Below are 13,182 nucleotides of genomic sequence, written 5' to 3'. Positions count from 1 at the left end.
AGTCAAAAATCCTAGACGAGCTTCCAGCCGTCGATGACCAACTGGCGGAATCCGAGCAGGCTGCGCGTCTTGATGACGATCGGATCGTGTTCGGGAAACTCTTTTGGCACGAAGACGGTGACACCACTGATCGTCTGGCGCAGGTAGTCCGACGGCGAGGTGGGTTCGCCGAGCGCCACGGCCGGCGATTCGGTCAGGTCGAAACAGCAGCCGCTGACCTTGTAGGGAAGGCCGATATGGATCGGCGAGCGCTTCTCGTTGGCATAGGCAACGGCGTCTTCGGACAGTGAAATCATGATCGAGTCTTCCAGAGAGAGACGGTGGGTAGACCGTCGTGTCGGCGATTGGTTCGCGGCCTCGGATGTCCGCAAATCAGGGGATGGGCGCATTGACCGGGCGAAGGAAGGCTAGGATACTCTGCCTTTCGCCTCGCACGGCCAGGTCTTTTCGGCCGACGCTTTCCAACGATTTTTTTCACTCACCTGTTCAGATCGTCATGGTTGCCAAGCTCGCTGATCGCATGCTCCTTTCCGGCGACGAAGCTGTCGCGCTCGCCGCCTTCAATGCCGGGGTATTGCTCGGCACCGGCTATCCCGGAACTCCCTCCACCGAAATCCTCGAAGCCTTCGCCGCGTTGGGCGGCAAGGCACAGTGGGCGCCAAACGAGAAGGTCGCGCTCGAAGTCGGCATCGGCGTCGCCTTCGCCGGCGGCCGGTCGCTGGTGACGATGAAGCACGTCGGCGTCAATGTCGCCGCCGATGCCTTGTTCACCGCCGCCTACACCGGCGTCACCGGCGGCCTGGTGCTCGTCTCGGCCGATGACCCCGGCATGGCGTCGAGCCAGAACGAACAGGACAACCGGCACTATGCACGCGCCGCCGGCCTCCTCATGCTCGAGCCCGCCGATTCGCAGCAGGCCTACGACTTCGCCGCTGCCGCCTTCGCGCTGTCCGAACAATTCCGCCAGCCCGTGCTGCTGCGCATGACGACGCGCACCTGCCATTCCAAGAGCATCGTCACGCAGACGGCGTTGCCGGGACCGGCGCAGGCGCCGTCTTTCGAACGCAACATTCCGGCGCGGGTGATGATTCCGGCCTATGCGCGTCCGGCGCATCATGCGCTGCGCGACAAGCTGGCACGCGCCGCGGCTTACGCCGAAAACTGCGCGCAGACGATCGTCGAGCCGCGCAGCAAGGCGCTCGGCATCATCGCTTCCGGTGTCGCCGCGATGCACGCCCGCGAAGTCGCGCCGGAAGCCAGCCTGCTGCAACTTGGCTTCTCGTATCCGCTGCCGATGCAGGCGATCCGCGATTTCGTCGCTTCGGTCGAGCGCTGCGTCGTCATCGAGGAGGGGGATCGGATCCTCGTCACCGAACTGCGCGCTGAAGGACTCGCCGTCGAGGGCAAGCCGGAGCGTTTCCGTTTCGGCGAACTCAACGCCGACCGTGTTCGCCGCATCCTTGAACACGACGATTCGCCCGAGGCCAAAATTCCTGGCGGCAAGCCGCCGGCGCTCTGCGAAGGCTGCTCGCACCGGCCGGTGTTCGAGGCGTTGAACCGGCTCGACTGCATCGTTTCGGGCGATATCGGCTGTTATTCGCTCGGCGTGCTGCCGCCCTTCACGGCGATGGACACGCTGGTCTGCATGGGCGCCAGCATCGGCGTCGGACTCGGCATGCGGCATGTGCTGCCGCCCGAGCAGGCGAAGCGCGTGGTCAGCGTCATCGGCGATTCGACCTTTGTGCATAGCGGCCTGACCGGCCTCGCCGAGATGGTGTACAACCCGCCGCCGACCGGCCACGTGGTGCTGATCGTCGATAACGGCACGACGGCGATGACCGGCCAACAGGAGCACCCCGGCACCGGCCGTACGCTGCTGCACGACGCGACCGGGCGCCTGCTGTTCGAAGACATCGCACGGGCGATGGGCATTGCCGACGTCATTACCGTCGATCCGATGGCCAGCGACGTCGTGCTCGACGACGTGCTGCGTCAGGCGCTCGACAGCGGCCGCCTGGTGGTGATCGTGGCGCGTCGGCCGTGCATTCTGGCGGCGCCGAAAATCCGTCAATACGAACGCGCCGCCGCCGAGAAGCGCATCGGCATCGCCGTGCGCGTCGATGGTTGAACGTCAGGGGGAACAGGGAATATGACTCAGGTGATCAATGTGGTGGTCGCAGGACTCGGCGGGCAGGGGGTGGTCAAGGCCTCCGACGTGCTCGCCGACGCGGCTTTTCGCTGCGGGCTCGACGTCAAGAAGAGCGAGATTCACGGGATGAGCCAGCGTGGCGGTTCGGTTGCCAGCGACGTGCGATTCGGGCCGCATGTGCATAGTCCGATGATTCCGACCGGGCAGGCCGATTTCCTGGTGGTCGTCGCGCCGGACCAGGTCGATGTCAATCGGCATGTGCTGAAAGCGGGCGGGCTGCTGGTGTCGCCCGCATCGCTCGAGAAGGTGCCGGGAAAACTGCAGGCCAAGTCGATCAACGTCGCCTTGCTCGGGGTCCTCAGCCGTTCGCTCGAGATTCCGCTCGAGATCTGGGAAGACGCGATTCGCGGTTGTTTCCCCGAGAAACACCATCGCCTCAATCTTGAGGCCTTTGAGCAGGGACGACAGGCCGTCGCGGGTTGATGCCGGCCGGGGATGACAGGGAGAAAAGAACATGATGCGGGAAAACTGGAACGATGTCGGTCAGGGCTTTCATCCGGTCAGTGCGCCGGATTATCTGCCTGCGGCGCAATTGCGCGAGTTGCAGTTGCGGCGGCTGAAGGCGGTGGTCGAACGCGCCTATGCCAATGTCGCACCGTTCCGCGAGCGCATGGTCGAGCGCGGCGTGACGCCGGCCGACATGCGTACGCTGGAAGACATCGCCAAGCTGCCGTTCTCGATCAAGACCGATCTGCGCGACAACTATCCGTTCGGGCTGTTTGCGAGCCCGATGTCGGAAATCGTCCGGCTGCACGCGTCGAGCGGCACCACCGGCAAGCCGATCGTCGTCGCCTACACCCAGGAAGACCTGCAGGTCTGGGCCTCGGTGATGCTGCGCACTTTTTCTGCCGCCGGCATCCACCGCGGCGACATCGTCCAGAACGCCTACGGCTACGGCCTGTTTACCGGCGGTCTGGGGGCGCACTACGGCCTTGAAGCGATCGGCGCCACCGTCGTGCCGACTTCGGGCGGCAACACCGACCGCCAGGTCATGCTGATGCGCGATTTCGGCGTCACCGGCATCTGCTGCACCCCGAGCTACTTCCTCCACCTGATCGAGCGGGCCGGCGAACTCGGTATCAATCTGCGCGAGCTGCCGCTGCGTACCGGTATTTTCGGCGCCGAACCGTGGTCGGAAGGCATGCGCGCCCGCATCGAACAGGAGAGCGGCATCAAGGCCTTCGATATCTACGGGCTGTCCGAGATCATCGGGCCGGGCGTCGGCAGCGAATGTGCGGCGCAAGCCGGGCTGCACATCTTCGAGGATCATTTCTATCCCGAGATCATCGATCCGGAAACCTGTCGCGTGCTGCCTGACGGCGAGGAAGGTGAGTTGGTGCTCACCACCCTGTCGAAGCGCGCCATGCCGATGATCCGTTATCGCACCCGTGACATCACGCACATCATCACCGAACCCTGCAGTTGCGGTCGCACGGTACGGCGCATCGCCCGCGTGGCGCGGCGCAGTGACGATATGTTCATCATCCGCGGCGTCAATGTCTTCCCGTCGCAAATCGAGACGGCGCTGTTGTCGGTCGAGGGCGTGCTGCCGCATTACCGTATCCTGCTTTCGCGCGAACACGGACTCGACCAGATGAATGTCGAGGTCGAGATCGGCGCCGAGCTGTTCAGCGATCAGGTGAGCGCGATGGAAGCGCTGCACAAGCGTCTGGCGCATGCCGTCGAACGGATCACCGGCATTCGCGCCGGCGTCCGTCTGGTCGAGCCGCACAGCATTCCACGCAGCGAAGGCAAGGCGCGGCGTGTCTGGGACGAGCGTGGCGAGTGAGTAGGTACTCGCTCCTGTCACGAATTCATCATCTTTGGGAGGCTTGAGCCGTGAAAGTCACGCAAATTTCCACCTTCATCGAGAATCGTCCTGGACGCTTGCACGCCGCCTGTGCGGCCCTGGCCGACCGTGGCGTCAATATCCATACGCTGTCGCTCGCCGATACCGCCGAGTTCGGCATCCTGCGCTTCGTTCTTGCCGACCCTGCGGCCGGCAAGGCGGCGCTTGAGGCGGCCGGCTACCTGGCCAAGGAGACCGAGGTGGTCGCCGTCGAGGTGCCCGACGATGCCGGCGGCCTTGCCGACATTCTCGCCAAGGCCGACGCGGCCGGGCTCAACATCGAATACATGTACGCTTTCAGCATGGCGGCCGGTCGCCGGGCGGTGGTGATCATCCGCTTCACCGATCCGGACCGCGCCGTCGAAGCCCTGTCCCAACAGGGCGTCAACGTCGTCGCGCCGGTGGAGTTGCTGTCGCGCTAGGGGAAACACGTATCGGCTTGGCTTTTGCGTTGCGCTTGTCTATAGTGAGTTCGTGTCGTGACTTGCGGCGAATCCGATACGAAGTGAAGTGCCCGCCGCGTTTACGGAGACTGTATGGTCGTTAGTTGTTTCCGCTCTTTAAAGATGACAGCGTTGCAACCATAGCAGCTATATGCTGGTTTTCCTGGCCGGGTGTGCCGGGATTGAAGTCTCAAAAAGCCCATGACCCGCAGTCATGGGCTTTTCCGTTTTCTGGCGCGGCAATGGCGTCAATCCATCGTGCTCGCAACCGTTCGATCGGCGGCGGAAATTTGTTGGGTATAATGTCCATGGCATCGCAGGTTATGCTGGTGGAGTGGGCGTTGGCACAAGCCCGATGGGCGACTGTGCGGCGACGAGTGCGTCGTCTGCCGGCGCAAGCATCCGGGCGGCCCGCCCGCTAACTACTCCGTGGAGTAGTCCTCGCAGGACGCAAGGCCGTATATGCTTCGGCTCCCGTTTGTGCATGAGTCGCTTCCGGTATTCCTTTGTTTGCTGAAAAGGCATCCGGAGCCGGTGTGTTGATAGTGTTTCTGGAGAAGCGCGGTGGACGACATCCCCTGCCGTGAGTGTTGTCCGGATCGGTGTGAGCCGGTTCGGTCCGTTGGGCGCTGCGTGCGATGAAATTGCCGTCGGTGCTGACTGCGCGCCGTGTCGGCGCGGTCGTCGTTGGCCTGGTGCTGGCTGCCCTGGTCTGGCAGGTGGCGCAGGCGGGTGGGCGGATGCCAGCGCCGCTGTCCATCGTTTTCGGTCTCGTCCTGATTATTGTTTTGGGCGGGGGGCTGCGTTACGTCGGGGAGAAAACGCCGGTACTCGGGGCCCTGGGGGGCGCGCCCCTGTTGTCGCTGCTGCTGCCTTCGGCCTTGGTGGCCTACGGGGTCTTCCCGCTGGTGGCGATCGATGCGATTGCGGCCGTCATGCAGTCTTCATTGCTGGTCCATGCGTATCTGTCGTGTCTGGCGGTGGCGTGTCTCTATGGTCTCCCCAGGAACGGCTTTCCTCGGGGTTTTCTCGCGCTCTTGCTGGTGTTGGCGGTGGCCACGGCGGCAGCCTTCCTGGTCGGCATCGGCGTCGGACTCTGGTTGGGATTCCCGCCGTATTACACGACCTTCTTCATCCTGATTCCGTTGATGAGCGGCGGATTGGCCGATGGCTTGCATTTCTTGTCGCGGGGATACGCGGAACTCGGCTTGCTTGGCGATGCGACCGTCGAGGTGCTGCCGATACTGCTGCCGGCGGCGTTGAACGGGACGGTACTCTCGGCGCTGGTGGCCGGCGTGCTTGGTGCGTTCGCCCGGCGGGCGATGCCGGCCGCCGACGATGCCGTCGAACTCGGGGCGGCATGCGTGGCGTGCCGCCGGGTGCCGCTTGTCGGCGAAATTGCCCGGCGCGACTGGCTGTGCCTGATCCTCTCGGCCTGCGTGGTGTGCGGCTTGTGGGCAATGCTGGGGTTTTATCCGGATTTTCCGGTGCCGATCCTGGCCATCTTCGTGATGTTGGCTTTGCGTTCCTCGGGTGTGCTTTCACCGGCGAGCGGCGAGCGCCTGGCGCGTTTCTGCGGCGCTGTCGCGGTGCGCCTGACCTGTCCGGTGCTGGTCGGGACGGGCATCATTCATTTGTCCTGGCCGGATCTGCTCAAGGCGCTGTCGCTGGGTTATGTCGGCGTGTGCGTGACGGCGGTCGCGGTGATGGCGGTCGTTGGCGCGCTCGTCGGATGGGCGCTCAAGCTCGATCCGGTGGCTTCGGCGCTGGTCATGACGGCACAATGCGGTCCCGGTGACGTGAGTGCCGTGGCGACCTTGTCGGCGGCGCGCCGCCTGGCCTTGATTCCTTATGTGATCACCTTGTCGCAGCTGGGCGTCGTGCTGGTCGCTGCCGGTGTGGCGGTCGCCCGTCACCTGCTTTGAGTCGGGCGTGACGGTTTTTCTCGCGGGTCAGGCGAGGAAGGCGTCCACGCGTTGCATGATGCGTTCATCGACCGACGCGTCGAGGCAGTCGAAGCGTTCCGGTTGCAGCGTGTTGTTCATCCAGGTGAGTTGCCGTTTGGCCAATTGTCGCGTCGCGTAGATGCCGCGATCGCGCATGTCGGTGCGCGGTGCCAGTCCGTCCTGCGTTTCCCAGACCTGCCGGTAGCCGACGCAGCGCATTGATGGCAAGTTCAGGTTGAGCCGGTAGCGCTGGCGCAGGCTGCTGACTTCGTCTTCGAGGCCGTTGGCGAGCATCGCATCGAAGCGTTGTTCGATGCGACGATGCAGCACGCTGCGGTCGGACGGGGCCAGGCCGAGCGAGAGAAAACGGTACGGCGGGCGCTGTGCCTCGGTCTCCGCCAGCCAGGCCGACATCGGGCGTTGGCTGACGCGGTAGATCTCCAGCGCGCGCTGAAGACGCTGCGCGTCGTTCGGTGAGAGGCGTGCCGCCGTCACCGGGTCGACCTCTGCGAGCAGGGCGTGGACGTGCGGCCAGCCGTGCGCCGCGGCGATCGCGTCGATTTCGGCGCGGGTCTCGGGACTCGCCGAAGGAAGCTCCGCCAGCCCTTCCAGCAGCGCCTTGTAATAGAGCATGGTGCCGCCGACCAGCAGCGGAGTCCTGCCGCGCGCGCCGATGTTGGACATCAGGCGCAGCGCGTCGGCGCGGAACTGGGCGGCCGAATAGGCCTCCTCGGGACTGATGATGTCGATCAGGTGGTGCGGACAGGCGCGAAGCGTCGCCGCGTCCGGCTTGGCCGTGCCGACGTTCATGTCGCGGAAGACCTGCGCCGAATCGACGCTGATCAGCTCGAGCGGGAAGCGGCGCGCGAGTTCGATCGCGATCGCCGTCTTGCCGCTGGCGGTCGGGCCCATCAGGAGGATTGCGGGAGCTTGTGCCGACATGCCTTAGCGCCCGCGCAAAAAGAGTCGGTCGAGTTCGGCGAGCGAGAGTTGGGTCCAGGTCGGCCGGCCGTGGTTGCACTGGTCGGCGCGTTCGGTGGCCTCCATCTGGCGCAGGAGCGCGTTCATCTCGGGAATCGCCAATTGGCGGCGGGCGCGGACCGCGCCGTGGCAGGCCATGGTCGCCAGCAACTCGTTGCGTCGCGCCGTGGTCAGCTGACTGACGCCGTGCTCCGCCAATTCGGCGAGCAGGGCGCGTGCGAGTTCGGTCGGGTCGGCGGCTTGCAGCAGCGCCGGCGTGCCGCGCACCGCCAGTTGGGTCGGGCCCATTGCAGCGATGTCGAAGCCGAGCGCGTGCAGGGCCTCGCTGTGCTCTTCGGCACTGGCGACCTCGATGGCGTTGGCCGAGAACACGGCCGGAATCAGGAGTGCCTGTGTTGGCACCTGGCGTTGGTCGAGCGCGGCCTTGAGCTTTTCGTAGAGGATGCGTTCGTGCGCCGCGTGCATGTCGACGAGCACGAGCCCCTGCCGGTTTTGGGCGAGGATGTAGATGCCATGTAACTGGGCGAGGGCATAACCGAGCGGCGCTTCTTCCGTCGGCAGGGCGGCCGGGGATTGTTGCGCTGCCTGCGGTGATTCGGATGCTTGCGGCATTGCCTCGGTCCTGGCGTGTTCCGTCGCAGTCGGGGCGGGAGCGGCAACCGGTGCTGGCGTGCTCGTCGCTTCTTGCGCGGCCTGGCTGAACGCGTAGTAGGCGCGAGCTGCGGGTTCGCTGACGTTGAGCGATTCCTGACGCATGAAGCGCGGCCGGTTTCCGGCGCCACCGCCGCTCGGGCTGCTATACGCCGGCGACGGCGGTCGCGGGGACGGGATCGCTTGAGCGGTCGGAGCAGTCGATGCCGACAGGGGGACTATCGCCTCTGCCGGCGCGCGTCCGGCCGGTGTCGACAGCGCTTTCTGGACGGCGTGGAAGACGAATTGATGGACGGCGCGGGAATCGCGGAAACGCACCTCGGTCTTGGCCGGATGAACATTGACGTCGACGGCGGCCGGGTCGATTTCGATGAACAGGCAGTAGGCCGGGTGGCGGCTGCCGTGCAGCATGTCCTGATAGGCCTCGCGCAGGGCGTGTGCGAGCAGCTTGTCGCGGACGAAGCGGCCATTGACGTAGCAGTACTGGGCGTCGTTGCGGGCACGTGAATGGGCCGGCAGCGAGCAATGGCCGACCAGGCGGATCGGGCCGGCGCCGGTATCGATGCGGCGCGCTTCGGCGATGAAGTCGTCGCCGAGGATGGCGCCGGCGCGGGCGGCGGCATCGCCCTTTGCCAACTGGAAACTGGTGCGGCCGTTGTGGGCGAGCGAGATGGCGACGCCCGGGTGGGCCAGCGCGATGCGCTTGACGGTTTCGGCGCAGTGCGCGAATTCGGTCGCTTCGGCCTTGAGGAATTTCCGTCGTGCCGGCGTGTTGTAGTAGAGGTCGCGCATCTCGACGACGGTGCCCGCCGCCAGCGCCGCCGGTTCCGGCGTGGCGCCGGTCTCGCCGACGAGGCGCCAGGCGTGGTTGGCACCGGCCTGCCGGCTGGTCAGGGTCAGGCGTGCGACCGAGGCCACCGACGCCAGCGCTTCGCCGCGGAATCCGAGCGTGGCGACATGTTCGAGATCGTCGAGCGAGGCGATTTTCGAGGTGGCGTGGCGCGTCAGCGCGAGCGCCAGTTCGTCGCGGGCGATGCCGCAGCCGTCGTCGCTGATGCGGATCAGCTTGACGCCGCCTTCCTCGATCTGGATCTGGATGGCGGAACTGCCGGCGTCGAGCGCGTTTTCGAGCAGTTCCTTGAGCACCGAGGCGGGACGTTCGACGACCTCGCCAGCGGCGATTTGGCTGATCAGCAGGTCGGGGAGCAGGTGAATCGAGGGGGGCGGCTTCATCCGGCCATTATACCGACCGGGTTCTCGCGCGTCGCGTCGCGGCTACATCCGGGCGGGGTCGAAGCCGGTTTCCTTGTAGATCGCGTCGATAATGTCCTTGCCGATGCGTGGCGCCATTTCGGCGTGCGTCTTGAGCATCAGCTTCTTGAGCTCGGCGCGCTCGGCGGCCGTCGGGGTATAAACGCGGGTCTTGCCGGTCTCGATGATCTTTTTCAGCGCCGTGTCGTTTTCTTCCTGGGCGATACGGTTCGCGTAGGTCGTCGCTTCGCGGATCGCCTGGCCGAGCAGGTGGCGCGTGCCCGAGGGCAGGCTGTCCCAGAAACGGCGGTTGGTGATGACGGCATAGCCGAGATAACCGTGCGCGGTCAGCGTGATGTTCTTCTGCACCTCGTACATCTTTTGCGTGTAGAAGTTCGAGTGCGGGTTTTCGGCACCGTCGATGATGCCGGTACGCGCGGCCTGGTAGATGTCCGAGAAGGCCATGTTCATCGGCACGGCGCCGAGCGCGCGCATCTGCGACTCGAGTACTTTCGAGGGCTGGATACGGATCTTCAGGCCCTTGAAGTCGGCCGGCTTGCGCAACGGCCGGTTGGCCGAGAACGACTTGAAGCCGTTGTCCCAGAAAGCGAGCCCCTTGATGCCCTTGGGTTCGAGACGCGCGAGCAGGCTGGCGCCGATTTCGCCGTCGGTGACCCGGTGCAGCATCTCCATGTTGTCGAAGATGTACGGCAGGTCGAAAAGCTCGAATTCCTTGAAGCCGAGCGGCGCCAGCTTGGCCAGCGACGGTGCCAGCATCTGCACGGCGCCCAGTTGCAGCGCCTCCATTTCTTCCTTGTCCTTGTACAGCGTCGAATTCGGGTAAACCTCGACTTTGACGGCGCCGCGCGTCAGTTCGGCGGCACGCTTGGCGAAGAATTCGGCGGCCTTGCCCTTGGGTGTGTCAGGGGCAACGACGTGGCTGAATCGGATCAGGATCGGCTGCTCTGCGAGCGCGGAGGAGCAGCCCACAACGAGGGCAGCGATCAGGGAAAAAAAGGTCTTCATCACGGAACGACGGGTCGGCTGTTTCCTGGAAAAACTTCGTGAGGCGGAGCCACTAGGGGGTGTTCACAATCAAGCGTTGGTTGCGCAAGGGATTGGCAGGGCGCAGCGCTAGGCGTCGGATGCGCAGCATGGTCATCCATGCAAGCATCCGGCAACAACGCGATGCTCCCTGCCAATCCCTTGCCCTTCGGGTTGCCCCTGCGCCGGTCGTCTGCGGCGTTGCGCGTCTTGTGAAGGGAACGACCCTTCACTGTGACGCACGCCTTGCAGCCGTTCCAGCGCAGGGTGTAACGCAATCCAGCGGTTGATTGTGAACACCCCCTAGTCACTATGACGAAAACTGTCGCCCGTGACTATTGCGGAAACCCGCAGTTTCTGCCGCCGTCCTGTTCGAAATGATGTATGTCGTCTTGTATCTTCCACGTCGGCGCTGCCGTCTGCGTTTTTGACGGATTTGTATTTTTTCTTGTTTTTCCGCGTGTATATCGTGTTGGTTTGGGAATGTGCGCCGGAAGGCCGGGGTTTTGCCGGATTTTATGGCCTTCAATGCTATGATTCGCGGCCCTTTGCGAGCGAAAGCGTGCTTGTGGTTTCCCACAATTGTTATTTTGGGGCGGAAAGTTGATATTTGCGGGGTGTACTGGCTGTTGTTGTACCCCAGTTCCCTCGGAAAATAACGACGCCGCGTCTTGGTGCGTGGATTGTTCGTATCCAATTTGAGCTGTTTTAACCTGATGGAGTCCTGACGATGGAAGGAATGACGAATAAACTGCTGGAGGGCATGCGCAAGAAGCGTGCTGGTGCGATGCTGGGAGGCGGTCAAAAGCGGATCGACGCTCAGCATGAACGCGGCAAGCTGACGGCCCGCGAGCGCATCAACCTGTTGCTTGACGAAGGCTCTTTCCATGAATTTGGAATGATGGCGACGCACAACCTGACCACTTTCGGTCTGGACAAGCAGCGTTTCGCCGGCGACGCCGTCGTGACCGGTTTCGGCAAGATCAATGGCCGTCGTGTCGCGATTTACTCGCAGGACTTCACGGTGCTCGGCGGCTCGTTCTCCGAAATCCAGTCGCAAAAGATCACCCGCATCATGGACAAGGCCCTGGAAGCCGGCATTCCCTGCATCGGCCTCGGCGATTCGGGCGGTGCGCGGATTCAGGAAGGCGTGCGCAGTCTGGCTGCCTACGGCGAAGTCTTCGTTCGCAACGTTCAGTCCTCGGGCGTCATTCCGCAGATTTCGGTCATCCTCGGGCCGTGTGCCGGTGGTGCCGTGTACTCGCCGGCGCTGACCGACTTCATCATCATGGCTGGCAAGAGCTACATGTTCCTGACCGGGCCGGAAGTCATCAAGTCGGTGACGGGCGAGCAAGTGTCGATCGACGACCTCGGTGGTGCTGGCGTGCATATGGGCACCAGCGGCGTGGCGCACCTCTCCGCTGAAAGCGAAGAAGACGGCCTCAACATGGTCAAGAAGCTGCTCTCCTACCTGCCGCAGAACAACAACGAAGAAGCACCGCGCATCGTGCCGGAAGACTCGATCGGCCGCATGGAAGAGTCGCTCAACAGCATCATCCCGGACGGCCCGAACAGCCCGTACGACATGCGCGACGTCATCGCTTCCGTGTTCGACCGCGACAGCTTCTTCGAAGTCCAACCGGACTACGCGCCGAACGCCGTCGTCGGCTTCGCCCGCATGGATGGCTACGCAATCGGCATCATCGCCAACCAGCCTTGCTGCATGGCCGGTGCGCTGGATATCAACTCCAGCGACAAGATCGCTCGCCACATCCGCATCTGCGACGCCTACAACCTGCCGATCGTTACCTTCGTTGACTGCCCGGGCTTCCTGCCGGGTACCAGCCAGGAATACGGCGGTGTCATCCGTCACGGCGCCAAGGTTCTCTACGCTTACTGCGAAGCGACCGTGCCGATGGTCTCGATCATCACCCGCAAGTCCTACGGCGGTGCTCACCTCGCCATGAACTCGCGTCAGATGCGTGCCGACCTCGCGTTCTCGTGGCCGACCGGACAGATCGCCGTCATGGGCGCGGAAGGTGCGGTTAACGTGCTGTACCGCGACGAAATCAAGAAGGCCGAAGATCCGAAGAAGCGCGAGCAGGAAATCCTTGCTGCCTATCGTGAGGAATTCCTCAACCCGTACCGTGCTGCCGATATCGGTCAGATCGACGAAGTCATCGAGCCGTCCGAAACCCGTCCGCGTCTGGCGCTGGCGCTTGAAGTCCTGCGTACCAAGGTCGCGCAGAACCCGCCGCGCAAGCACGGTCTGATGCCGGTTTAATGGGTCGTTTCATCAACTAATAGCGAGAGAAAACAATGGAGAATCTAGGCTGGGGTTTACAGATGACCGTTCTCGGCATGGGACTGGTCTTCTCCCTGCTGGCGCTGTTGTGGGTTCTGCTGACGCTGGTGCTCAAGCTCGACAAGGAAGAAGTTGAAGAAGTGTCGGGCATTGAAGCAACGGACGAGGCAGAAGCCATCGCGGCGGTGGCAGATGATGCCGTTGGGGCGCAAACGCCCGAAAGCCATACCGTTCACGGCATGGCGGCAGACCTCGTGTCGGCGATCGCAATCGCTGTCATGAAACACAAAATGATCCTGCGGGGCGAAGCCGCTCCCATGATGCGCACCGCTTGGCCTGGCACGCAGCCTAGCCGCTGGGCATCTGCAGGACGAGTTCGTCAAACCAACACTTGGACCCCGAGAGGAAAATAATGCGACGCTATACATTGAACATTGGCAGCAGGGAATTTGTCGTTGACGTTCAGGAGACGGACTTCGACCAGTTTGAGGTACAGGTTGGAG

The 13,182-nt window shown here is 63.7% G+C and carries 11 protein-coding genes; 7 read left to right on the top strand and 4 right to left on the bottom strand.

From position 1 onward, the window contains the following. Nucleotides 1–11 precede the first annotated feature (11 nt). On the bottom strand, nucleotides 12–296 hold the full coding sequence (locus tag BLR25_RS18965) for a CC/Se motif family (seleno)protein (protein ID WP_091940057.1): 285 nt from the start codon (nucleotides 294–296) through the stop codon (nucleotides 12–14). 200 nt (nucleotides 297–496) lie between these two features. Here BLR25_RS18965 and BLR25_RS18960 point away from each other — a divergent pair, with 200 nt between their 5' ends. The 5 genes from BLR25_RS18960 (at nucleotide 497) to BLR25_RS18940 (ending at nucleotide 6,426) form a co-directional block, all read left to right on the top strand. Then, the gene (locus tag BLR25_RS18960; RefSeq protein WP_091940055.1) at nucleotides 497–2,128 is read left to right on the top strand and encodes a thiamine pyrophosphate-dependent enzyme; all 1,632 of its coding nucleotides are present in this window, start codon (nucleotides 497–499) and stop codon (nucleotides 2,126–2,128) included. Nucleotides 2,129–2,149: 21 nt separating this feature from the next. After that, nucleotides 2,150–2,632, top strand: coding sequence for a 2-oxoacid:acceptor oxidoreductase family protein (locus BLR25_RS18955; RefSeq protein ID WP_091940053.1), 483 nt, complete (start codon nucleotides 2,150–2,152; stop codon nucleotides 2,630–2,632). A gap of 31 nt (nucleotides 2,633–2,663) precedes the next feature. Beyond that, nucleotides 2,664–3,998, top strand: coding sequence for a phenylacetate--CoA ligase family protein (locus BLR25_RS18950; RefSeq protein WP_091940051.1), 1,335 nt, complete (start codon nucleotides 2,664–2,666; stop codon nucleotides 3,996–3,998). Between the two features lie 50 nt (nucleotides 3,999–4,048). Next, nucleotides 4,049–4,480 carry an ACT domain-containing protein gene (locus BLR25_RS18945; protein WP_091940050.1) on the top strand — a complete coding sequence of 144 codons (432 nt, stop codon included), beginning with the start codon at nucleotides 4,049–4,051 and terminating at the stop codon, nucleotides 4,478–4,480. Nucleotides 4,481–5,139: 659 nt separating this feature from the next. Further along, nucleotides 5,140–6,426, top strand: coding sequence for a 2-hydroxycarboxylate transporter family protein (locus BLR25_RS18940; protein WP_091940048.1), 1,287 nt, complete (start codon nucleotides 5,140–5,142; stop codon nucleotides 6,424–6,426). Nucleotides 6,427–6,453: 27 nt separating this feature from the next. Here BLR25_RS18940 and miaA read toward each other — a convergent pair whose 3' ends face one another. From miaA to BLR25_RS18925, 3 genes are read right to left on the bottom strand one after another with little or no spacing between them, the layout of a single operon-like run. Next, nucleotides 6,454–7,389 carry a tRNA (adenosine(37)-N6)-dimethylallyltransferase MiaA gene (gene miaA, locus BLR25_RS18935; RefSeq protein ID WP_091940046.1) on the bottom strand — a complete coding sequence of 312 codons (936 nt, stop codon included), beginning with the start codon at nucleotides 7,387–7,389 and terminating at the stop codon, nucleotides 6,454–6,456. A gap of 3 nt (nucleotides 7,390–7,392) precedes the next feature. Then, on the bottom strand, nucleotides 7,393–9,312 hold the full coding sequence (gene mutL, locus BLR25_RS18930; RefSeq protein WP_091940044.1) for a DNA mismatch repair endonuclease MutL: 1,920 nt from the start codon (nucleotides 9,310–9,312) through the stop codon (nucleotides 7,393–7,395). Between the two features lie 42 nt (nucleotides 9,313–9,354). Further along, nucleotides 9,355–10,356, bottom strand: a complete 1,002-nt coding sequence (locus BLR25_RS18925) for a TRAP transporter substrate-binding protein (protein WP_091940042.1) — start codon at nucleotides 10,354–10,356, stop codon at nucleotides 9,355–9,357. A 757-nt stretch (nucleotides 10,357–11,113) separates the two neighbouring features. Here BLR25_RS18925 and BLR25_RS18920 point away from each other — a divergent pair. Then, nucleotides 11,114–12,658, top strand: a complete 1,545-nt coding sequence (locus BLR25_RS18920; protein WP_091940132.1) for an acyl-CoA carboxylase subunit beta — start codon at nucleotides 11,114–11,116, stop codon at nucleotides 12,656–12,658. Between the two features lie 62 nt (nucleotides 12,659–12,720). After that, nucleotides 12,721–13,092, top strand: a complete 372-nt coding sequence (locus BLR25_RS18915; protein ID WP_218122819.1) for an OadG family transporter subunit — start codon at nucleotides 12,721–12,723, stop codon at nucleotides 13,090–13,092. The last annotated feature ends 90 nt before the right edge of the window (nucleotides 13,093–13,182 follow it).

The organism is Propionivibrio dicarboxylicus (genome assembly GCF_900099695.1).
Lineage (GTDB): Bacteria > Pseudomonadota > Gammaproteobacteria > Burkholderiales > Rhodocyclaceae > Propionivibrio > Propionivibrio dicarboxylicus.
The sequence above is the reverse complement of the archived record's forward strand: the minus strand, read 5'-3'. Positions and strand labels throughout refer to the sequence as shown.